Annotated in this window: 21 protein-coding genes and 1 tRNA gene; 4 read left to right on the plus strand and 18 right to left on the minus strand. The window is 33.2% G+C overall.

Annotation, left to right across the window (positions count from 1 at the left end; all coding sequences use genetic code 11):
• Window positions 1-176: 176 nt before the first annotated feature.
• The 9 genes from JAO71_RS00005 to JAO71_RS00045 all read right to left on the minus strand — a co-directional run bounded on the left by JAO71_RS00005 (window position 177) and on the right by JAO71_RS00045 (window position 9,079).
• Entirely contained in the window at window positions 177-350 is a 174-nt protein-coding gene (locus JAO71_RS00005) for a hypothetical protein (protein WP_157260464.1), read from the minus strand.
• Window positions 351-424: 74 nt separating this feature from the next.
• Window positions 425-598 carry a hypothetical protein gene (locus JAO71_RS00010; RefSeq protein WP_162874868.1) on the minus strand — a complete coding sequence of 58 codons (174 nt, stop codon included), beginning with the start codon at window positions 596-598 and terminating at the stop codon, window positions 425-427.
• 434 nt (window positions 599-1,032) lie between these two features.
• Window positions 1,033-1,106: transfer RNA gene (locus JAO71_RS00015), tRNA-Asp, on the minus strand.
• A gap of 66 nt (window positions 1,107-1,172) precedes the next feature.
• Window positions 1,173-2,102, minus strand: coding sequence for a DUF58 domain-containing protein (locus tag JAO71_RS00020; protein WP_202998391.1), 930 nt, complete (start codon window positions 2,100-2,102; stop codon window positions 1,173-1,175).
• Window positions 2,102-2,647: a ClpP family protease gene (locus JAO71_RS00025; protein ID WP_028607793.1), complete on the minus strand. Its 546-nt coding sequence runs from the start codon at window positions 2,645-2,647 to the stop codon at window positions 2,102-2,104. The genes JAO71_RS00020 and JAO71_RS00025 overlap by 1 nt, the downstream gene beginning before the upstream one ends.
• 89 nt (window positions 2,648-2,736) lie before the next feature.
• Window positions 2,737-3,054: a thioredoxin gene (trxA, locus tag JAO71_RS00030; protein ID WP_028290594.1), complete on the minus strand. Its 318-nt coding sequence runs from the start codon at window positions 3,052-3,054 to the stop codon at window positions 2,737-2,739.
• A 144-nt stretch (window positions 3,055-3,198) separates the two neighbouring features.
• Window positions 3,199-7,590, minus strand: coding sequence for a DNA polymerase III subunit alpha (dnaE, locus tag JAO71_RS00035; protein WP_202998392.1), 4,392 nt, complete (start codon window positions 7,588-7,590; stop codon window positions 3,199-3,201).
• Window positions 7,591-7,737: 147 nt separating this feature from the next.
• Window positions 7,738-8,187 carry a ferritin-like domain-containing protein gene (locus JAO71_RS00040; protein WP_028290596.1) on the minus strand — a complete coding sequence of 150 codons (450 nt, stop codon included), beginning with the start codon at window positions 8,185-8,187 and terminating at the stop codon, window positions 7,738-7,740.
• A gap of 190 nt (window positions 8,188-8,377) precedes the next feature.
• Window positions 8,378-9,079, minus strand: coding sequence for a DUF6252 family protein (locus JAO71_RS00045; protein ID WP_116823574.1), 702 nt, complete (start codon window positions 9,077-9,079; stop codon window positions 8,378-8,380).
• A 144-nt stretch (window positions 9,080-9,223) separates the two neighbouring features.
• On the opposite strand from JAO71_RS00045, the gene JAO71_RS00050 reads away from it, so the two are divergent.
• The 4 genes from JAO71_RS00050 (at window position 9,224) to JAO71_RS00065 (ending at window position 12,662) form a co-directional block, all read left to right on the plus strand.
• Complete coding sequence (locus JAO71_RS00050; protein ID WP_054852549.1) at window positions 9,224-9,721, plus strand: 30S ribosomal protein S16; 498 nt, start codon at window positions 9,224-9,226, stop codon at window positions 9,719-9,721.
• A gap of 71 nt (window positions 9,722-9,792) precedes the next feature.
• Window positions 9,793-10,323 (plus strand): ribosome maturation factor RimM, encoded by a 531-nt coding sequence (rimM, locus tag JAO71_RS00055; RefSeq protein WP_116823575.1) that lies wholly within the window; start codon window positions 9,793-9,795, stop codon window positions 10,321-10,323.
• A gap of 73 nt (window positions 10,324-10,396) precedes the next feature.
• Complete coding sequence (locus JAO71_RS00060; RefSeq protein ID WP_202998393.1) at window positions 10,397-11,110, plus strand: tRNA1(Val) (adenine(37)-N6)-methyltransferase; 714 nt, start codon at window positions 10,397-10,399, stop codon at window positions 11,108-11,110.
• 373 nt (window positions 11,111-11,483) lie between these two features.
• Window positions 11,484-12,662, plus strand: a complete 1,179-nt coding sequence (locus JAO71_RS00065) for an acyl-CoA dehydrogenase family protein (protein WP_116823577.1) — start codon at window positions 11,484-11,486, stop codon at window positions 12,660-12,662.
• A 333-nt stretch (window positions 12,663-12,995) separates the two neighbouring features.
• Here JAO71_RS00065 and JAO71_RS00070 read toward each other — a convergent pair whose 3' ends face one another.
• The 9 genes from JAO71_RS00070 to JAO71_RS00110 all read right to left on the minus strand — a co-directional run bounded on the left by JAO71_RS00070 (window position 12,996) and on the right by JAO71_RS00110 (window position 21,589).
• The gene (locus tag JAO71_RS00070) at window positions 12,996-13,988 is read right to left on the minus strand and encodes an NAD-dependent epimerase/dehydratase family protein (RefSeq protein WP_054852546.1); all 993 of its coding nucleotides are present in this window, start codon (window positions 13,986-13,988) and stop codon (window positions 12,996-12,998) included.
• A gap of 31 nt (window positions 13,989-14,019) precedes the next feature.
• On the minus strand, window positions 14,020-15,297 hold the full coding sequence (locus JAO71_RS00075) for a nucleotide sugar dehydrogenase (RefSeq protein WP_202998394.1): 1,278 nt from the start codon (window positions 15,295-15,297) through the stop codon (window positions 14,020-14,022).
• A 44-nt stretch (window positions 15,298-15,341) separates the two neighbouring features.
• Window positions 15,342-16,781: a nucleotide sugar dehydrogenase gene (locus JAO71_RS00080; RefSeq protein ID WP_261975660.1), complete on the minus strand. Its 1,440-nt coding sequence runs from the start codon at window positions 16,779-16,781 to the stop codon at window positions 15,342-15,344.
• Between the two features lie 606 nt (window positions 16,782-17,387).
• Window positions 17,388-17,720 carry a 2Fe-2S iron-sulfur cluster-binding family protein gene (locus tag JAO71_RS00085; RefSeq protein ID WP_054852544.1) on the minus strand — a complete coding sequence of 111 codons (333 nt, stop codon included), beginning with the start codon at window positions 17,718-17,720 and terminating at the stop codon, window positions 17,388-17,390.
• A 45-nt stretch (window positions 17,721-17,765) separates the two neighbouring features.
• Complete coding sequence (locus JAO71_RS00090) at window positions 17,766-18,818, minus strand: NAD(P)/FAD-dependent oxidoreductase (protein WP_028607799.1); 1,053 nt, start codon at window positions 18,816-18,818, stop codon at window positions 17,766-17,768.
• A 202-nt stretch (window positions 18,819-19,020) separates the two neighbouring features.
• Entirely contained in the window at window positions 19,021-19,257 is a 237-nt protein-coding gene (locus tag JAO71_RS00095) for a NifU family protein (RefSeq protein ID WP_028290604.1), read from the minus strand.
• Window positions 19,258-20,397: an Mrp/NBP35 family ATP-binding protein gene (locus JAO71_RS00100; RefSeq protein WP_054852543.1), complete on the minus strand. Its 1,140-nt coding sequence runs from the start codon at window positions 20,395-20,397 to the stop codon at window positions 19,258-19,260.
• A gap of 223 nt (window positions 20,398-20,620) precedes the next feature.
• Complete coding sequence (locus JAO71_RS00105) at window positions 20,621-20,956, minus strand: MGMT family protein (RefSeq protein ID WP_202998395.1); 336 nt, start codon at window positions 20,954-20,956, stop codon at window positions 20,621-20,623.
• 3 nt (window positions 20,957-20,959) lie between these two features.
• On the minus strand, window positions 20,960-21,589 hold the full coding sequence (locus JAO71_RS00110) for a LysE family transporter (RefSeq protein ID WP_202998396.1): 630 nt from the start codon (window positions 21,587-21,589) through the stop codon (window positions 20,960-20,962).
• Window position 21,590 lies beyond the last annotated feature (1 nt).

Genomic DNA, 21,590 nt, shown 5'->3' on the forward strand with positions numbered 1-21,590 from the left:
TGTTGTTTCTGATGATGCTGTTGGAGCATCATTTAAAGTGCTTACTGCTGATAATAATACTATTGAAAAAAGAGCTACTAATGTTATTTTAAGAGTTTTCATGATCGTAAAGATTTTAATAAATGGGATGACTATTAATTGTATGCTGTTTGATATGGTGTTTTAAATTCGAAAGACTAACCTTGAGTAGGAATCTTATTCTTTTTAATTCCACTTGTTGCTAATAATTTAACCTCAACTGGCTTTACTGTTGTTTCTGATGATGCTGTTGGAGCATCATTTAAAGTGCTTACTGCTGATAATAATACTATTGAAAAAAGAGCTACTAATGTTATTTTAAGAGTTTTCATGATCGTAAAGATTTTAATAAATGGGTTGACTATTAATTGTATGCTGTTTGATATGGTGTTTTAAATTCGAAAGACTAACCTTGAGTAGGAATCTTATTCTTTTTAATTCCACTTGTTGCTAATAACTTAACTTCAATTGGCTTTACTGTTGTTTCTGATGTTGCTGTCGGAGCATCATTTAAAGTGCTTACTGCTGTTAATAATACTATTGAAAAAAGAGCTACTAATGTTATTTTAAGAGTTTTCATAAGAGTGTATTTAAATGTTAATTTTTGATTTTATATATATTGGTTATACTTGAATTTAATTAATAATAATTTATCTATTGTAGATGATAAACCATTGTATGATTTATTACACAAAAAAACGCAACAAATTATCTGACAACAGATTAACTTTAAAAAAATAAATTGAAGAAGATTTTTAAAGCTTAAAACAAATACTATAATAGACTTTAAAACTAACAAATAAATCGTTGAAGAGCAACTTATTAAGACGAAATGCCTTAAAACAAAAAAGCATCCCAATTTTCTTATAAGAAAAAAGGAAAGCTTTCCATCGGTTCAAGCTATTGACTAGCTTTCTACCAGTTTGATAGACTACTACATCTATCAAAACAACACAACTAAGTTTTATTGCCAAAAAAAGCTCCGAATGTATCGGAGCTTTTGACAATTTTTCGCGGTCTGGACGGGATTCGAACCCGCGACCTTCGCCGTGACAGGGCGACATTCTAACCAGCTGAACTACCAGACCGTTGCGTTATTGCGAGTGCAAAGATAGACTTCTTTATCAATGTGACAAACTTTTTTTTACTTTTTTTTAAATAAATTTTTGTCGCTCTATAAAATAAGCAGTCAATATAGCGTTAAACGACTGGTTTACATCTACTTCCATATATTTAATTTTATACTGTAAACATTTCATTTTTATCTCTTCAAAATAGCTTTTTACAGCATTTTCATAATTATCCTTAACTTGATCTGCATATAAATTCACAAAATCACCTGTTTCAACATCAATAAATCGTTTAGGCTTATTATTAAAATTAAAAGTTAACTCTTTATTCTTATCAAAAACGTGAAATAGCACGACTTCATGTTTATTATGATTTAAATGTCTTAGAGCTTCAAATAATTTATCATTTTCAGCAGATACTTGAAACATATCTGTAAATACAAAAATTAATGACCGTCTATGAATCTTTTCAGCAATCTGATGTAGATAAGCATAAGTCTCTGTTTGTTTTTGTACGGGTTTTGATTTTACAGCTTCTTCTAATTGATGTAAAAGCATATGATGATGACGATCACTACCCTTTTCTGGAGCATAAAAATCATATGTATCACTATAAATACTCAAGCCAATTGCATCTCGTTGTTTTTTTAACACATGCATTAGTGCTGCTGATGCTAATGCTGAGAAAGCTGCTTTATTTAACTTATCAATTGAAAAACTATCCATTTTTGGATAGTGCATAGAACTACTATTGTCTACTATAATATGACAACGCAAATTAGTCTCGTCATCATACCGTTTTGTGTACAACTTGTCTGTTTTAGCAAATAATTTCCAGTCGATATGTCTAGTAGACTCGCCTGGATTATATATTTTATGTTCTGCAAACTCGGCTGAAAACCCATGAAACGGACTTTTATGCATACCAGAAATAAATCCCTCGACCACTTGTTTTGCTAAGTGCTCGAGGTTTTTAAATCCTCCTGCTTTATTCAGTTCGTCTTGTAACTTCATTATTCTGTAATACCATCTACAATTCCGTATGCAACACTCTCATCAGCTCCCATCCAATGGTCACGATTAAAGTCTTTCATAACTTTATCATAGGTTTGATCACAGTTATCAGCTAGTATTTTAGCACTTAATTCTTTTGTTTTTACAATTTCTTGAGCTGTAATTTCTATATCACTTGCTTGACCACGCGCTCCTCCACTTGGCTGGTGAATCATTACTCTTGCATGTGGTTGTATAAAACGTTTTCCTTTTGCTCCGACAGACAACAATATAGATCCCATTGATGCTGCTAAACCTGTACATACTGTTGATACATCACTTTTTAATCCTTTGATGCAGTCATACATTGCAAATCCTGAGGTTACGTATCCTCCAGGACTATTTATATATAAGGTAATATCTTTAGTCTCTAAACTATCTAAATATAATAATCTATCTATAACGTGCTTTGCAGATTTGTCGTCAACCATTCCCCAAAGAAATACTTTACGTTCTTCTAATAATTTGCTATCTATTGCGTCTTGAACTTTTACTGGTTTACTCATTTTTAATCTTTCTTTAATTTTATTCATCTAAAATAAAAAAAGGTTTGCCATTACAGCAAACCTTTTATCAATACTTTAATAAAATAGACCTATAATAAAGCGTCTATTGCGTCAGAGTATGCGTTTTTTGGTGCAACACCAACTTGACGACCTACTACTTCTCCATTTTGGAAAACTAATACTGTTGGTATGTTACGCACTCCGTATTTTGCTGCAAACTCTTGATTTGCATCTACATCTACTTTCCCTACTACTGCTTTACCATCGTACTCTGTACTTAGTTCGTCAATGATTGGTCCAACCATACGACAAGGTCCACACCAAGCAGCCCAAAAATCGACTACTACTGGCTTATCGCTTTTTAATACTGTTTCTTCGAAATTTGCATCTGTGATTTCTAATGCCATAATATTTATGTTTTAATTGTGTTTTACTACATGTTAATATGCAATATTAGTCAAAAATTTTGCCAAAGCTTACAAGCTTACAATTTGTTTTAACTATTGGTGTATTGTTTTGACTTATATTATATACAAGGTTTTAAGTCTAATTTACTGATTTATTAAATAATGTATTTGGTTTTCGTTTAAGATATTTAACAACTCATTAGTGACGTTAATTTTTTGTCTTCGACTCATCATTGTTAATTTAATTTTATCTCTGTTATCGTACACCAAAAAAGTTAAGGCATGATTACCAGGATACATTGAGATTAACTCTTTAAGCTGCTTAATTTTATCTTCTTCAAGCTCTTTTATATTTAATTGAATCGATAATTTTTTGACATTTTTTTCTAAAACATCATGCAATAATTGGAAACTATTAAACTGTAACCTAGGATCACTTTTTTTACCTGTATCACGATTAACCCATCCATCACGCACAAACGTTTTAACATGCACAAAGGTATTTTGAAGTAAAAATGGTCTGTGTTTTAAATAGTCTTCACCAAAAATTCTAAACTCATAAGAGTCTGTATAATCTTCAATAGTAAACATTGCCCAACCTTTTCCTTGCTTACTCACACGATGTTGCACATCTGTAACGACTCCACCAAAGGTGATTTCTTTATTAACATGAGGAGCTAAATCATGAAAACAAGAAACAGTTCCACTACAAAATGATTTCATTTCTGTCCTAAAATCATCTAAAGGATGCCCAGAAATATAGACACCTACAACTTCTCGTTCTCTTGATAATTTTTCCATTGTTCCCCAAGTGTCGCAATTTGGTATCTGAGGCTCTTCTATTTGCACTTCACTTTCTCCACCAAACAAACTAACTTGAGATGAATTTTCATTTTCTTGATGCTTTGCTCCATATTTTATAGCCTTTTCAAGAAAAGTTAATTCGCTTCCATCCTTAAAAAAGTATTGAGCACGATGCGTATCACCCAGCTCGTCAAAACCTCCTGCTAGAGCAAGGTTTTCAAAAGCTTTTTTATTGGCTGCACGCAAATCTATACGTTTAGCTAAATCGAAAATAGAAGTATAAGGCCCATCTTCTTCTCTATTATTCACTATAGTCATTACTGCGCCATGACCAACCCCTTTAATGGCTCCCATACCAAAACGCACAGCATTATCTTTATTTACCGAAAACTTATAAAACGACTCATTTACATCTGGTCCAAGTACAGACAACTTCATACGTTTACATTCTTCCATGAAAAATGTAACCTGCTTGATGTCATTCATATTATTAGATAATACTGCAGCCATATATTCTGCTGGATAATGTGCTTTTAAATACGCTGTTTGATAAGCAATCCATGCATAACATGTTGAGTGGGATTTGTTAAAGGCATAACTTGCAAATGCTTCCCAATCTTTCCAAATTTTTTCTAGTTTTTTAGCATCATGTCCTTTAGCACTTGCTTGCTCAATAAACTTAGGTTTCATTTTATCAAGTACAGCAATTTGCTTTTTACCCATTGCTTTACGTAGTACATCGGCTTCACCTTTAGTAAAGTCTGCTAGCTTCTGTGACAAAAGCATTACCTGCTCTTGATAAACGGTAATACCATAGGTTTCTTTTAAGTACTCTTCCATTGCTGGTAAGTCATACTCAATATCTTCATCACCATGTTTTCTTCTAACAAAACTTGGTATGTATTCCATTGGACCAGGTCTGTACAAGGCATTCATGGCAATTAAATCGTCAAAAACAGTTGGTTTTAAATCCTTAAGGTGTTTTTGCATTCCTGGTGATTCATACTGAAACACACCAACCGTTTCTCCTCTTTGGAATAACTCAAATGTTTTTACATCGTCAAGCGGAAAGTTTTCGGGATCTAATAAAATATCATGTTTTGCCTTAACAATTTTTACAGTATCCTTAATTAAGGTTAGGGTTTTTAGTCCTAAAAAGTCCATTTTAAGTAGACCTGCACTTTCTACTACCGAGTTATCAAATTGTGTAACGTATAAATCTGAATCTTTTGCCAAAGACACAGGTACGAATTTGGTAATATCATCTGGTGTAATAATTACACCACAAGCATGAATACCAGTGTTTCTTACAGAACCTTCTAAGGTTCTTGCTAAGTTTAAAGTTTCAGATTCTAATCCGCTACCTTCAGATATATTTAAAAGCTCGTTGATTTTTTCTAAATCTTCAGCTCTAAATTTTTGTGCTAATTCTTTTTCTGATAGTCCAAATATCTTTTTTAGTTTGGACATTGTTGGTATTAACTTGGCTATTCTGTCTGCGTCAAAAAGTGGTAAATCTAATACACGTGCTGTATCACGAATACTACTTTTAGCTGCCATAGTACCATAGGTAATAATTTGTGCAACTTGATTACTTCCGTATTTATCAATTACATAGTCCATAACACGACTACGACCTTCGTCATCAAAATCTATATCAATATCAGGCATACTGACACGATCTGGATTTAGGAAACGCTCAAAAAGTAAGTTATATAGTAATGGATCTATATTGGTAATCCATAAACAATAAGCAACTACAGATCCTGCTGCACTACCACGTCCTGGACCAACTGATACGTCCATTTTTCGGGCTTCACGAATAAAATCTTCTACAATTAGGAAATAACCTGGATATCCAGTATTCTCAATAACCTCAAGCTCAAAATCTAGACGCTCTGTAACTTCATCAGACAGTTCTTCACCATATCTTTTTTTAGCACCTTCGTAAGTAATATGTCTTAAAAATGCATTTTCACCACGCTTACCACCATCAATTTCATCTTCTTCATGTCTAAACTCGTCTGGAATATCAAACGCTGGTAATAATACATCTCTTGCAAGCTCAAATCCTTCAATTTTGTCAACTACTTCTTGGATATTTGTAATTGCTTCAGGAATATCCCTAAATAGGGCTTTCATTTCTTCTGAAGACTTAAAATAGTATTCTTGATTTGGTAAACCATAACGATAACCACGTCCACGTCCTATAGGTGTCGCCTGTTTTTCACCATCTTTTACACATAATAAAATATCGTGTGCATTAGCATCTTCCTGCTTACCATAATAGGTGTTATTTGTAGCAACAAGCTTTATGTTGTGTTGCTGTGCAAATTTTATTAAGGTTGGATTAACCCTGTTTTCGTCTTCTTGATTATGACGCATTATTTCTAGATACAAGTCGTCTTGAAATAATTCTTTCCACCATATTAAAGCTTCTTCTGCTTGACTTTCACCAACATTTAAAACTTTACTTGGTACTTCACCATATAAATTTCCTGTTAAACAGATTAAGTCTTCTTTGTATTGCTCTATTAATTTTTTGTCAATACGAGGCACATAATAAAACCCATTCACAAACGCATGCGATGACAGTTTAGCTAAGTTATGGTACCCATTTTTATTTTTTGCGATAAGCACAATTTGATACCCATTGTCTTTTCTGGTTTTATCTTGATGGTCTTCACACACAAAAAACTCACAACCTACAATTCCTTTAATTGGTTTTGCTTTTGGTGATTCGCCTCTTGCTTCAGCTTCATCTATTTTTGCCTTTATAGATTTATTATAGCCATTTACTGCTTTCACAAAATGAAATGCTCCCATCATATTTGCATGATCGGTTAAGGCTACAGCAGGCATATTTTGTTGTGCTGCTAAGTCTACCATTTCAGAAATACCAATGGTAGATTGTAGTACTGAAAACTGCGAGTGGTTATGCAAATGAACAAACTCTGCAGACTGAAGGTCTTTTATATTCTCTTTAATCTCTTCTGAAGAGACCTGATTAGTATTTTGTTTTTGTAATCTTGCTTGGATTTTTGCACTTTCCTTTTTAAGGTTAATATGCTTTAATCCTATTAGCTGGATGGTTTGTGGATTTTCTTTATTAAAATTTTCGAAATAATCCGGTTGAACGTCTAAAGCTTCTTTAGTATATTTTTTTAAACGAATTAGCTCTAAAAAACAACGTGTTGTTGCCTCAACATCTGCAGTTGCGTTGTGAGCTTCTGCAAAAGGTTGATTAAATAAATACTCATGTAACTCGGTTAACGTTGGTAATTTAAATTTACCATAACGACCACCAGGTATTTGACACAAATTAGCAGTATCTTCTGTACAAGTATCTAAAACAGGAAGTTCTTGCAAAGGGTTGTCTACACTTTGACGCACAAACTCGGCTCCCATAATATTTAAATCAAACTTTACGTTTTGACCGACTACAAATTTGGTTTTACTAAGTGCTATATTAAATTTTTCTAATACTTCTGCTAATGGCACACCTTGTTCTTCTGCCAACTCAGTAGAAATACCATGTATTTTTTCGGCATCATAAGGGATGTTAAAGCCTTCTGGTTGTACTAAATAATCTTGATGTTCTATACAATTACCCATCTCATCATGTAATTGCCAAGCTATTTGTATACATCTTGGCCAGTTGTCGGTATCCGTAATTGGTGCGTCCCAACGTTTAGGTAATCCTGTGGTTTCAGTATCAAATATTAAATACATGTAGTGTTTTATTTTGAAGTTTTAGGTAAAAAATACGAGCATGTAAAAGTACGTAGAAATATTAATTTTTTAATCTCTGAAACTAAAAAACAACGCATAAAAAAAGTCAGCACAATGTGCTGACTTTTCAAACTACTATCTATCCAATTATGACACTAACTCTTCGTGTACTTTTTCGGTGTTAATTGCTGCCTGAATGGCATTGCGATGTTTTAAAATTAGATTATCTATCGTTGGTGGTAAGTTGTTTTCTTTCATTAGTTTGTCATATTCTTCTAAACTAGCTTCTTCACCTCTAATAGCTTCTTCTAATACTGACTCTTCATTATTAGATGTAAAAGTTGATTTTAAACTCATCCAATTACGATGCATTGTGCCTTTAAAACTCCCTGACTCTTCTGGAATTTGACCGTATCTTAATATTTCGGTTCTTAATTCTTTAGCAAACTCGCTACGCTCTGATGCTCTTCGTTTGAAAAACATTTTTAGATCATTACTGTCCACATTATCAATTGCATTAAGGTACCCTTTTTCGGCATCATAATTTTTAACTAATAACTCGTTTAACTTATTTGAAATTTCTTCACTGTAACTCATTGTATCTTTTATCATTTTAAATTTCAATAACTTTTTTTAAGATGCTTATTGTTTCACATCTGCAATACTAATATAAAGCGTATTATAGCGTAAACAAAGGCATTTAACAGGGTTTAAGATAGATTAAGAGTATTTAACAAAAAAAAGCCAACACTTTCGTGTTGGCTTTTGGTTTATCTTAACATATAGTTTAGTTTGTACAGTCGCCTAAACCATTAATTTGTGCTTGTATAGATCCATCTGGATCACCACATTGTTGCAATTTAACTTCTAAAGACGTTTTGTAAGCATTACATAACTGTGTGTATTGCTCAGCTGAAGCAGTATCTTCATTACTTTCAAAATTAGTTTCTGTTGTTGCAGCTACTGCAATTGCATTAAGACAAGCCTGAGTCTCTCCTGTTGGACTATCTACTACATTGACATTTAATATAGGCACATTATAAAAGTAACCTCTGTTAAAGTTTTCTGAATCTAATCCACTACTATCAAATGCATGAAATGTAAACGTTCCGGATACGGTTCTTTCTATATCATTAAACTCGGTTACAATAATAGTTCCTTCAGAAGGATAAATTTGCACACTAGGATCTGGAATATTGTTAGTTGTAAACACCTTACCTAAACCGTCATCAAATGTTGCTACAGATGTTGTATTACCTAATTGGTAGGTCCCTTCTGTTGCTTGAATTGCTTTTAAATTAACAACCTGCGCGCCTTTAACACCTATAATCGTTAAATTACCATTTACTTCTACATTAGCTCTAAACGAACTTGCTTCCCACAATACGCCATCATTATATCCGATTAATGCAGGACTATTAAAAACTAAATCTTCATTACAAGACAGTAATGTTATTATTGAAACCAGGAGGAGTGTTATTTTTTTCATGTTTTAGCGATTTATGGAAATTCAAAAATATAATAATTTATTATATATAACAGATTTACATTAAAAACTTGATAATTAAAAAATTATAGTATCTTTGCGCACTTATTAATAATAGAGGTCGAGAACCTCACAAATTAATTATTTATGCCAGTAAAAATTAGATTACAGAGACACGGTAAGAAAGGAAAACCTTACTATTGGATCGTTGCAGCAGATTCAAGAGCCAAAAGAGATGGTAAATACCTAGAAAAATTAGGTGCTTACAATCCAAACACTAACCCAGCAACAATTGATTTAAATGTTGATGGAGCAGTACAATGGTTACAAAATGGTGCACAACCAACTGACACAGCAAAAGCTATTTTGTCTTACAAAGGAGCAATGTTAAAAAATCATCTAGCAGGTGGTGTTAGAAAAGGAGCTTTAACACAAGAGCAAGCAGACGCTAAGTTTGATGCGTGGGTTGAAGAAAAAGCTAGCAAAGTAGATGCTAAAAAAGATGGTTTAGCAAAAGCTGATGCTGATGCTAAAGCAAAAGCTTTTGAAGCAGAAAAAGCAGCAAACGAAGCTAGAATTGCAGCAGCAACTCCAGCAGTTGAAGAAGCAGCAGATGATGCTACAGCTTCAAACGAAGAAGAATAAAAATTAATTTTTATACTTTTAAACTCCGATAAGCTTTTATCGGAGTTTTTTATGCAAAACACTTTTATTTTATGGATATTAAAGACTGTTTCTTTTTAGGTAAAATTGTAAAAAAATATAGTTTTAAAGGCGAATTACTAATTAAACTAGATACCGACGAACCTGGTTTATATGAAAACCTAGACTCTATTTTAATAGACTTGCGTGGTTCTCTTGTTCCGTTTTTTATTGAAACATCACAGCTTCATAAGTCAGAATTACTACGTGTTAAATTTGAAGATGTAGATACAGAAGCTGATGCAGATAGCTTAATTAAAAGCAATGTATACTTACCTTTATCTGTCTTACCAAAATTAGATGATGACAAGTTTTACTTTCATGAAATTATTGGTTTTACCGTTGAAGACAAAAATTTTGGAACCGTTGGTACTATAACTGGTGTTAACGACTCTACTGCTCAATCCTTATTTGAAATTGACAGAGATGGTATTGAGATTTTAATTCCAATGAATGATGAGTTTATTAATAAAGTCGACAAACCTAACAACACTATTTTTGTTGAAACTCCTGAAGGTTTAATTGATTTATATTTAGAGGAATAATCCTCGTTAAGCCTAATTCACCTCAACACTACTACTAAAATAATGAGATCCTAATATTTAGGAAGACGTATTTATGAGCAAACCTTTTGAATTTAAAGCCTTTACCGTACAACAAGATCAATGTGCCATGAAAATTGGTACAGACAGTGTTCTTCTAGGTGCTTGGACACCTTTGGATACTAACCCATTTTCTATATTGGATATTGGTGCAGGAACTGGTGTTTTATCATTACAATTAGCACAGCGTAGTACTGCACAAGTTATTGATGCATTAGAAATTGACGAGCTTGCTTATGAGCAGTGTGTAGATAATTTTGAAGCTTCGCCTTGGGCTGACCGCCTATTTTGCTATCATGCAGATTTAGCTGAATTTACTGAAGAAATAGAAGACCAATATGATTTGATTATTTCCAACCCTCCTTTTTATTCAGAAGATTTTAAAACAGATAACAACCAACGTGACTTAGCTAGATTTACAGATGCTTTACCTTTTGAGCATTTGGTTGATAGCGTCTCTAAACTACTTACAAAAGACGGTGTCTTTTCGGTAGTAATACCTTACAAAGAAGAATCTCATTTTATTACACTTGCGTCTCAAGCAGGCTTGTTTCCAAACCGTATTTTACATGTTAAAGGCACCAAACATTCTGAAATCAAACGAAGTCTGCTAGCGTTTTCTTTCCGCGAAAGCGTTATTAAAACCGAAGTTTTAGTTATTGAAATTGAAAGACACCAATACACACAAGAGTATATAAATTTAACTCAGGATTTTTACCTTAACATGTAGGCTGTTGTTTAATAATTTATTTTTAAAAGAAGTTGACTCAAATTAAATTTGATTGTTTTTTAGCTAAAATTGATACTCCTATCTCTTGTAATTATCCTATTAATTAGAATGAGATCCTGAAATAAATTTAGGATGACGTCTGTAACGTAGTATTTTCTAAACATAATTTAGTCCTGATTACATCTTAAAAGCTACCACTTTATTAATGAGAGCAGTTGTTGTAGGAATAAAACTTATCACGAATGTGAATTACATAAATTTTAAGCTATATTTTCTTAAAAAGACAATAAAAATTGTGTCCTGCAATCGATTTCGTTATTTTTGTTATTAAACAATACACTATTTTTAACTGTTGTATTTTAATAATAACTAGATGAAACCAGATTTATTTGAAGCTCCAGATTATTACAATCTTGACGAACTTTTAACCGAAGAACATAAATTAGTACGTGATGCTGCTCGAGAGTGGGTAAAACGTGACGTATCGCCTATTATAGAGGAGTATGCTCAAAAAGCAGAATTCCCAAAACAAATAGTACAAGGATTAGCAGATATTGGTGCTTTTGGACCTTATATTCCTGAAGAATATGGTGGTGCAGGATTAGATCAAATTGCTTACGGATTAATCATGCAAGAGATAGAACGTGGTGATTCTGGAGTACGAAGTACAGCCTCTGTACAGTCGTCTTTAGTCATGTATCCAATATGGAAATATGGTAACGAAGTACAACGTCAAAAATACTTACCTAAACTTGCTAGCGGAGAATGGATAGGTAGCTTTGGTTTAACAGAACCTGATCATGGTAGTAATCCTGGTGGAATGGTTACTAATTTTAAAGATATGGGAGACCACTATCTTTTAAATGGTGCCAAAATGTGGATTTCTAATGCACCATTTTGCAACATTGCTGTTGTTTGGGCTAAAAATGAAGAAGGACGTATCCATGGACTAGTTGTAGAACGTGGTATGGTAGGGTTTACAACTCCTGAAACACATAATAAATGGTCTTTAAGGGCTTCGGCTACTGGTGAGCTTATTTTTGATAATGTTAAAGTCCCAAAAGAAAATTTACTACCTAACAAATCTGGATTAGGCGCTCCTTTAGGTTGCTTAGATTCGGCTAGATTTGGTATTGCTTGGGGTGCAATTGGTGCTGCTATGGATTGTTATGACACTGCTTTACGTTATAGCAAAGAGCGTTTACAATTTGGTAAACCTATTGGTCAATTTCAGTTACAACAAAAGAAACTTGCTGAAATGATTACCGAAATCACTAAAGCACAATTATTAGCTTGGCGACTTGGTGTCATGCGTGAAAATGGTACTGCAACCTCAGCACAAATCTCAATGGCTAAACGTAACAATGTAGATATGGCTTTAAAAATTGCTAGAGACGCTAGACAAATGTTAGGTGGAATGGGAATTAGTGGAGAATATAGCATCATGAGACATATGATGAACCTTGAAAGTGTTGTTACTTATGAAGGTACTCATGATATCCATTTATTAATCACTGGTCTTGATGTTACAGGTTTAAATGCTTTTAAATAGAGTTTTAGATTTCCTTTAGAAGGGTTTACATGCTTATAACATAAACTAGGAACTTAAAAATTGATTAAAATATTTTATTTATTCAATGTATAAAAAAAACACTTCTTAATGAAGTGTTTTTTATGTATTATCATTAGTTAAAATAATACTTCACTTCTAAGCGCAATAAACTCTTATAATTTTTTTAACTCTTAGATATTTAAAATTATTATTTGTCTTGAACTTTATCTTAATATCAAAATAACCTCTTAAGTTAATAATAACGATCGCATTAAAGTTACTATAAACTTATCAATATTTAACTCTATTAATTATTAATAAGGAAAACTTAAGCTATTTCAAATTCTCCCAATACCAATCTACCGCTTCTTCAATCCCTTGAGCAATATTATGCGTTGGATTGTAATCTAACAAGCGTTTTGCTTTATCCACTGACGCTAATGAATGTGGAATGTCTCCTTTTCGGTTTGGACCATGCATAATATTAACTTCCGCAATTTTAGGATCGTATTTAGACAAGTATTTTTTTAGCAAATCTGTTAATTGTAGTAAAGTAGTACAGTCTCCAACTGCTGTATTATAAACTTGGTTAAGTGCTTGTTTGTTTTGTGTTGTAATAGCAAGCAAATTCATTTGTACTACATTATCTATATAAGTAAAATCACGAGAATAACTTCCGTCACCATTAATTACTGGGCTTTGGTGTTTTATAAACTGCTTTACAAATAATGGGACGACTGCCGCGTAGGCTCCGTTTGGATCTTGACGCCTACCAAAGACATTAAAATAGCGTAGTCCTATGGTATTTAATCCATAGGTTGTAAAAAAATTATCAGCATATAGCTCGTTTATGTATTTTGTAATTGCGTATGGTGATAAGGGTTTACCGATGGTTTCCTCTACTTTAGGTAAGGCTTCGTGGTCTCCATAAGTGGATGAGCTTGCTGCATAAATAAACCGATGTACTTTGGCGTCTCTTGCTGCTACCAACATATTTACAAACCCTGTAACGTTAACTGCATTACTTGTAATTGGGTCTGATATGGATCTTGGCACTGAGCCTAATGCTGCTTGATGCAATACAAAGTTTTGACCTCTACAGGCTTTATTACACACTTCTAAATCACGAATATCACCTGTTATTAGTGTAAAATTTGGATTGTTTAAAAAAGGTGTAATATTGTGTTGGTGTCCTGTTGCAAAATTGTCTAAACAGGTAACTTTGACGTCCAGGTTTAATAAGGCTTGACATAGATTTGACCCTATAAATCCTGCACCTCCTGTTACAAGTACTTTTTTATTTTTTAATTGTGTAAGTTGGTCCATTAATACTACTGTAGTTAATTAATGTTTTTGATTAAAGTCTTCCGTCTGGTGTTTCCAAAACTCCTTTTACATCATAAATTACAGAATTTGGCGCTTTAAATTGATCTAAATTTATATTTAAAAACTGTTGATGTGCTACTGCTAATATTATTGCATCAAACATTGCTTTTGGTTGTTGTTGCACTGTTCTTAACTGATACTCATGCTGGACTTGTTTAGGATCTGCTAGTGGATCATAAATGGTAATTGACATTCCATAACTTTGCAAACAAGTTACTACATCTACAACTTTTGTATTACGTACGTCAGGGCAGTTTTCTTTAAATGTAAAACCTAATACCAATAGTTTTGCTCCTTTAACTTTGATGTCTTTGTTAAGCATTAGCTTTACTACCTGTGCTGAGACATATTCTCCCATAGAATCGTTTAAACGTCGACCTGCTAAAATAATTTCGGGATGATACCCAACCTCTTGAGCTTTTTGTGCCAAGTAGTAAGGATCAACTCCTATACAGTGACCTCCAACTAAACCTGGTTTAAAGGGTAAAAAATTCCATTTTGTAGCTGCTGCTGCTAACACATCGTTAGTATTAATATCCAAACGGTTGAATATTTTAGCAAGTTCGTTTACAAATGCAATATTAATATCGCGCTGAGCATTTTCAATAACCTTTGCTGCTTCTGCTACTTTTATGCTTGGTGCTAAATGTGTACCAGCTGTAATAACACTACTATATAATGCATCTATTTGTTGGCCTATTTGTGGAGTAGAACCTGAGGTAACTTTTAAAATTTTATCAACGGTATGTTTTTTATCGCCTGGATTGATACGCTCTGGTGAGTAGCCTGCAAAAAAATCTGTATTAAAAACTAAGCCACTTTGGGCTTCTAATACTGGTATGCAAACTTCTTCTGTAGCTCCAGGATAGACTGTAGATTCATACACTACAACATCGCCTTTTTTCAATACACGTCCAACGGTCTCGCTAGCTTTAATTAAAGGTGTTAAATTTGGTCGATTATTTTTATCTACTGGTGTTGGTACTGTTATAATATAATGATTACAATTAGCTAAATTGTCAGGATTAGTAGAGCAAAACAAGCCATTACCATAATGTAAATCTTCTAGATTATTAACTATTACAGCTTTTAATGTATCATGACTTACTTCTAAAGTAATATCTAAACCTTGCTGCAACTCTGATACACGAGTTGGATTTATATCAAATCCAATAATTGGATGCTTTGTTGCAAACAATCTTGCTAAAGGTAATCCGACATACCCTAATCCTATAATTGCTATTGTCATTATTATTTTAAATCTGTTTTTAAGTTTTGTATATAAAGTACGTTTTATTTACCTATTCCTTTAACATGAAAACCAATAGTTTCTAGTGCTAATTTATCCAGTACATTACGACCATCAAAAATGAAAGCTGGTTTACTCATATTATCATAAATACGTTGCCAATCATAGGTTTTAAACTCATCCCATTCTGTCAATACAGCAATAGCGTGTGCATTTTTAACTGCATCATAAGGATTATCTAGGCTAGTTAAATAATTATTATTTTGTGCTTCTGTTCTTGTATTTAAGTAATTGATATCTGATTGCACCCGGCTTGCGGTTACTTTGGGATCATATACGCTAACATTAGCTTGCTCGTCTATTAATTTATCTGCTACATAAATAGCTGCAGACTCTCTGGTATCATTAGTATCTTTTTTGAAAGCCCATCCTAAAAAGGCTATTTTTTTGCCAGATACTGTGTTGTATAATGTTTTAACTATATTATTAGCAAAACGGTTACGTTGGTGATTATTCATAATAATAACTTGCTCCCAATAGTCTGCTACTTCTTGTAAACCTAGTGATTTAGAAATGTAAACAAGGTTTAAAATGTCTTTTTGAAAACATGACCCTCCAAAACCTACTGAAGACTTTAAAAACTTAGGTCCAATACGTGAGTCCATCCCTATAGCTTTAGCAACTTCATCGACATTGGCCTCTGTAGCTTCGCATAATTCTGAAATAGCATTTATTGATGAAACACGTTGAGCTAAAAAGGCGTTAGCTACCAATTTCGATAATTCTGAGGACCAAATATTTGTAGTTAATATTTGTGCTTTTGGCACCCAAGATCCATACACATCCACCAATGATTGAATGGCTAGTTTACCTTCTGGTGTTTGGTCTCCACCAATTAACACACGATCTGGATTGGTAAGATCTGTTATTGCTGTACCTTCGGCTAAAAACTCTGGATTAGACAGTATTTGAAACTGCACACCATTACCTGTGTGATTTAATATGCTTTTTATAGCTTGAGCTGTTTTGACTGGTAGTGTTGATTTTTCTACTACAATTTTATTTGTTGTAGCTACTTTTGCTATTTGTCTTGCACATAACTCGATATACTTTAAATCTGCAGCCATCCCTTTACCTGCTCCATAGGTTTTGGTTGGTGTGTTGACAGAAATAAATATCATTTGCGCCTCTTGGATTGCTGCTTCTACATCTGTTGAAAAAAATAAATTGCGTCCTCTTGCTTCATTGACAACTTGATCTAAACCTGGTTCAAAAATAGGAAGCTTGCCTAAATCGTTGTCGTTCCAGTCTGCAATACGTTGTGCGTTTAAATCGACTACTGTTATTTTAATATTAGGATTTTTTTGTGCCATTACAGCCATAGTTGGGCCACCAACATATCCTGCACCAATACAACATATTGATGTGATTTTTGGAGTTTGATTAGTTGAGTTTTCTGTTGTTTTTTCTGATTGTTTATGCACGATTTTTATACTATTTAATTAATTTTCAGTGACTAAATTTCAGTTATAAAACTAGTGTAAAAATTCAAGAGTGTTTAAATTTTTAATTTGTCTACAAGGTAAGGATTACAAATTTAATTTTAACTGCTTTTAACTTTATTGAAAAAGAGAACAACAAAACAAAAATAGCTACAAATTTTGCTGTAGAAAAAACATTACTAACTGATAAATGATTAAGTACAATAACCAATGTTGTAATAGCTAAAGTATATAAACCAATTAAGCCAGTTACCTATTTACGATTTAATCCTAAATCTATTAGTCAATGATAAATGTGATTACGGACTGCCATAAAACACAACTAATCTATCTAATAATGAATATGATAATAAATACTAAGACTTTATTGGGTGCATTTTTAAAATGAATTACTTCTGGTTGTTATGCTAATACAAAACCAAATACCATTGAACCTGTGTTCCTAAAAATATTTTTTGTCTCTTGAAAAATTGAAAATTAAAAACCCTAAAAAGCTCCTACTAAGCTTAAACACATTAAACAGTAGAAAAATTGCTACTCTTGTAGAATACTGAAACTTGATTGAAGATGACGTTTAAAACAATCTTTTTATTCTTCTGGTGCTAAAATAACTTCTAACCCTTCCATCTCAGGAGTAATTTGAATTTGACAACCTAATCTTGAATTATCCTGTACATTAAACGCTTCGCTTAACATGGCTTCTTCATCGTCCTGCATTTCTGGAAGCGTTGTATCGCTAATCACATAACATTGACAACTTGCACACATAGCCATACCACCACATATTCCTATGGTTCCTTCAGGAGCAAGTTCGTAACTACGTACTACTTCCATCAGATTCATAGCCATATCTGTTGGTGCTTCAATACTATGCTGAACACCATCTCTGTCAGTAATTTTTATATTTATGTCTTGTTCCATTTTATTATGTTTAGATGCTCTGACTTTACTAAAGCAATACTATTATTAATCAATAGCTTTAACAACTGCTTTTGGTGCTTCCTTACGTGTACCATCAAATCCATCCACACCACTAACTGTAGTATATTTTAAAACGAAACGTTTTCCTGGATTGATAATTTGATATGCTGATTGACACATTAATGTTGCTTCATGAAAACCACACAATATTAACTTTAATTTTCCTGGATAAGTATTTACATCTCCTATGGCATATATACCAGGTATATTAGTTTGATAGTCTAAAGCGTTATTAACTTTAATTGCATTTTTTTCTATCTCTAAACCCCAATTTGCTATTGGTCCTAGTTTTGGTGACAGCCCAAATAATGGTACAAAATGATCACACGCTTTAGTAAACGTTTTAGCACCTTGCTTTACTGTTACTGCTTCTATTTTATTATCACCTTCAACACCAATAACTTCTGCTGGTGTGATCAGGTTAATCTTGCCTGCATTTTTTAATTCTTGTACTTTTTCTACAGAATCTAAATGTCCTCTAAACTCGTTACGTCTGTGAATTAAAGTTACTTCTGAAGCTACGTCACTTAAATAAATACTCCAGTCTAAAGCTGAGTCTCCTCCTCCTGCAATGACTACTTTTTTGTCTCGGTAAAATTCTGGCTCTTTAATGATATATTCAACACCTTTGTCTTCATAATCTGATAGATTATCAATTTTAGGTTTACGTGGCTCAAAACTACCTAATCCACCTGCAATCGCGACTATTGGTGCGTGGTGTTTAGTTCCTTTATTAGTTGTTACTATAAACGATCCATCGTCTTGCTTATCTATAGTTTCAGCACGCTCTCCTAATGTAAAACCAGGTTCAAATTGCTTGCATTGCTCCATTAATTTATGGGTAAGATCTCCTGCTAAAATTTCTGGATAAGCCGGAATATCATAGATAGGTTTTTTTGGATAAATCTCTGAACATTGACCACCTGGTTGTGGTAATGCGTCAATTAAATGACATTTTAATTTTAGTAATCCTGCTTCAAATACTGCAAATAGACCTGTTGGTCCTGCTCCTATTATTAATATATCTGTTTTTATCATTACTTTTTCTTTTGTCTACCTTGATGCTTTTGTTACTACTTGCAAAGGTAAATTACCAACATTTACTATTTTATGACTTTTGTTAGCTTGACCTGCGTTAAGGATGGAACGGTCTGTTTGAGCTCCTCGCAGAGAGCGAGTAGTGACAGCCTGACCATTATCCTGATTTTTTTCAGGATAATGGTAACGCCATATTTGTTTTTTAAGCGATGTTAGTCACTTTTTCTATTTGTGGTGCGTATTTTTTAATGGTCATTTCTACACCTGATTTTAATGTCATTTGGTTTACACTACAGGATGTACATGCACCTTGAAGCTGCACTGTTACCTCGTTGTCTTCGATGGAAATTAACTTAATATCTCCTCCATCGTTTTGAAGGAACGGACGAATTTCTTCTAGTGCCTTTTCTACGTTTAGTTTAAGTTCTTGTGTTGTCATTTATTTTTTATTAACTGCAGAACATCCTGCCATAGTAGTAATTTTAATGGCTTCTGTTGCTGGTAAATTATCGTTACGATCTACAACTTGTTGTACTACGTTTTTTGTTATGTCTTGAAACGCTTGCTCTAATGGTGTATTAGTCTGCATTGCTGCTGGACGTCCTACATCTCCTGCTTCTCTAATACTTTGTACTAATGGCAACTCACCTAATAATGGGACTTGTAGGTCTTCAGCTAAGTGTTTTGCACCTTGCTTACCAAAGATATAATATTTATTATCTGGTAACTCTGCTGGTGTGAAATAAGCCATGTTTTCTATAATTCCTAAAACAGGGACATTTATACTGTCTTGTTGAAACATTGCGACTCCCTTTTTAGCATCTGCTAAGGCTACATTTTGAGGTGTACTAACAACTACTGCTCCTGTGATTGGTAGAGATTGCATAATACTTAAATGGATGTCTCCAGTTCCAGGAGGAAGGTCTAATAATAAGAAATCTAATTCTCCCCAAGCTGCATCAAATATCATTTGATTTAATGCTTTTGCTGCCATAGGTCCACGCCAAACCACTGCTTGGTCTGGTTTTGTAAAAAACCCAATAGATAATATTTTTACTCCATAGTTTTCTACAGGTTTCATTTTTGATTTACCGTCAACGGTTACAGATAATGGTTTTTCTGTCTCGACATCAAACATTATTGGCATTGATGGTCCATAAATATCTGCATCCAAAACACCTACTTTAAAGCCCATTTTTGCTAACGTGACTGCAAGATTTGCTGTTACTGTAGACTTACCTACACCTCCTTTTCCTGAGGCTACAGCTACTATATTTTGAATACCAGGAATGGTTTTTCCTTTGATTACATTTGGTGCTGATTTTTGAGGTGCATCGACTTTAATGTTAACTTTAATCTTTGCTTTATCATACACTAATTTATGAATGGTCTGTAAAATCTCTACTTCAGTTTTCTTACGTGCCTGAAGCGCTGGATTGGTTATAGTAATATCTACAATCACTTCGTCAGCAAATGTAACTACATTAGTTATTGCACCACTATCTACCATATTTTCTCCTTCTCCAGGAACAGTTATGGTTTGTAATGCTTTAAGGATGTCTTGTTTATTTAATTTCATTGTTTATGCTAGAAAAAAGAGTTTGGATTAAAAAATTATACTACTATTTAACCTTAAAATCTACTCTTGATATTATTTAATGTATTGAGACTGACTCTTATTTGCAAAGATACTACTTAAACCTTGAAGAATAAAGTGGTTAGTTTGATGTTTTTTATGGTGTGATAGTTGGAAGTTATAATACCCTAAACACCTATAAAAACAGGTTGTGAGTAATAGCGTATTACTTATTAAGTTCTTGTGATGGATCCCAAAAAACTAATTGAAAATCTTGAATTTGATTGTCTACAACCTTTACACCTTCGTTTTCTAAAAGCTGTTGCATAAGATTAGTTCCATCAAAATGATGTTTTCCTGTTAATAAACCTTTTCGGTTTACCACTCTGTGAGCAGGCACATCTTTGTTGTGCGATCCATTCATGGCGTATCCTACCATTCTAGCACTTTTTTTTGCTCCTAAATAATTAGCTATTGCGCCATAACTTGTAACACGACCTTGTGGTATTAGCTTAGCTACCTCATACACTTTATCAAAGAAGTTTAGTGTTTCGCGCTTCATAACTTATAGTGTTTTTACGATATTAATTAAAGTTACAATGGATATTATACCTGTTATGGCTCCGATGATATAATTCATCCCTTTTTGGGATTTAAGACGTTTGTTTTTTATGCGTTTGAAAAAAAACACATAAATATATAACATTACAAAAGTCCCTGTTGCTGCTCCTGTAACATAGGATGTAACACTAACATTATCAAAAGTTAACCAACCTAAACTAGCTAATGTTATGGACATATAAGCTTGATACGGAATTGGAAACACGTTTAATCCTGACAATAACATACCATAAAAAAACTGACTGTGTTTACTTTTACGTTCTTGCTCTTTTTTTGGTTTGGGTTCTTTTTTTGCTAATAGCAGAAAATAAACTGTTATTAACACAAATAAAACAAAGGCTACACGTTGTAATACATGTACTATTTCTGGATGCCTACTTAAATAGCGCGCAAAAATAACTGCAATTAGTGTTTGTATTATTACTACTACACAAACACCTATTGAAAACGTTAAGCCACGACTATAGCCTTCTTTAATACTAATTTTGGCAGCAGTCATATTAAGCAATCCAGGCGGAATGACTCCTACTAAAGCGATTAGCAAACTTATAAAAAAGGTAATAGCAATACTCACT

This window comes from Olleya sediminilitoris (genome assembly GCF_016785945.1).
In the GTDB taxonomy this organism is placed as follows: domain Bacteria; phylum Bacteroidota; class Bacteroidia; order Flavobacteriales; family Flavobacteriaceae; genus Olleya; species Olleya sediminilitoris.

Coding starts and splice junctions, on each gene's coding strand:
- JAO71_RS00005 (WP_157260464.1), bottom strand. CDS start 350: ATGAAAACTCTTAAAATAACATTAGTAGCTCTTTTTTCAATAGTATTA.
- JAO71_RS00010 (WP_162874868.1), bottom strand. CDS start 598: ATGAAAACTCTTAAAATAACATTAGTAGCTCTTTTTTCAATAGTATTA.
- JAO71_RS00020 (WP_202998391.1), bottom strand. CDS start 2,102: ATGAAGTTACAAGACGAACTGAATAAAGCAGGAGGATTTAAAAACCTC.
- JAO71_RS00025 (WP_028607793.1), bottom strand. CDS start 2,647: ATGAGTAAACCAGTAAAAGTTCAAGACGCAATAGATAGCAAATTATTA.
- trxA (WP_028290594.1), bottom strand. CDS start 3,054: ATGGCATTAGAAATCACAGATGCAAATTTCGAAGAAACAGTATTAAAA.
- dnaE (WP_202998392.1), bottom strand. CDS start 7,590: ATGTATTTAATATTTGATACTGAAACCACAGGATTACCTAAACGTTGG.
- JAO71_RS00040 (WP_028290596.1), bottom strand. CDS start 8,187: ATGAGTTACAGTGAAGAAATTTCAAATAAGTTAAACGAGTTATTAGTT.
- JAO71_RS00045 (WP_116823574.1), bottom strand. CDS start 9,079: ATGAAAAAAATAACACTCCTCCTGGTTTCAATAATAACATTACTGTCT.
- JAO71_RS00050 (WP_054852549.1), top strand. CDS start 9,224: ATGCCAGTAAAAATTAGATTACAGAGACACGGTAAGAAAGGAAAACCT.
- rimM (WP_116823575.1), top strand. CDS start 9,793: ATGGATATTAAAGACTGTTTCTTTTTAGGTAAAATTGTAAAAAAATAT.
- JAO71_RS00060 (WP_202998393.1), top strand. CDS start 10,397: ATGAGCAAACCTTTTGAATTTAAAGCCTTTACCGTACAACAAGATCAA.
- JAO71_RS00065 (WP_116823577.1), top strand. CDS start 11,484: ATGAAACCAGATTTATTTGAAGCTCCAGATTATTACAATCTTGACGAA.
- JAO71_RS00070 (WP_054852546.1), bottom strand. CDS start 13,988: ATGGACCAACTTACACAATTAAAAAATAAAAAAGTACTTGTAACAGGA.
- JAO71_RS00075 (WP_202998394.1), bottom strand. CDS start 15,297: ATGACAATAGCAATTATAGGATTAGGGTATGTCGGATTACCTTTAGCA.
- JAO71_RS00085 (WP_054852544.1), bottom strand. CDS start 17,720: ATGGAACAAGACATAAATATAAAAATTACTGACAGAGATGGTGTTCAG.
- JAO71_RS00090 (WP_028607799.1), bottom strand. CDS start 18,818: ATGATAAAAACAGATATATTAATAATAGGAGCAGGACCAACAGGTCTA.
- JAO71_RS00095 (WP_028290604.1), bottom strand. CDS start 19,257: ATGACAACACAAGAACTTAAACTAAACGTAGAAAAGGCACTAGAAGAA.
- JAO71_RS00100 (WP_054852543.1), bottom strand. CDS start 20,397: ATGAAATTAAATAAACAAGACATCCTTAAAGCATTACAAACCATAACT.
- JAO71_RS00105 (WP_202998395.1), bottom strand. CDS start 20,956: ATGAAGCGCGAAACACTAAACTTCTTTGATAAAGTGTATGAGGTAGCT.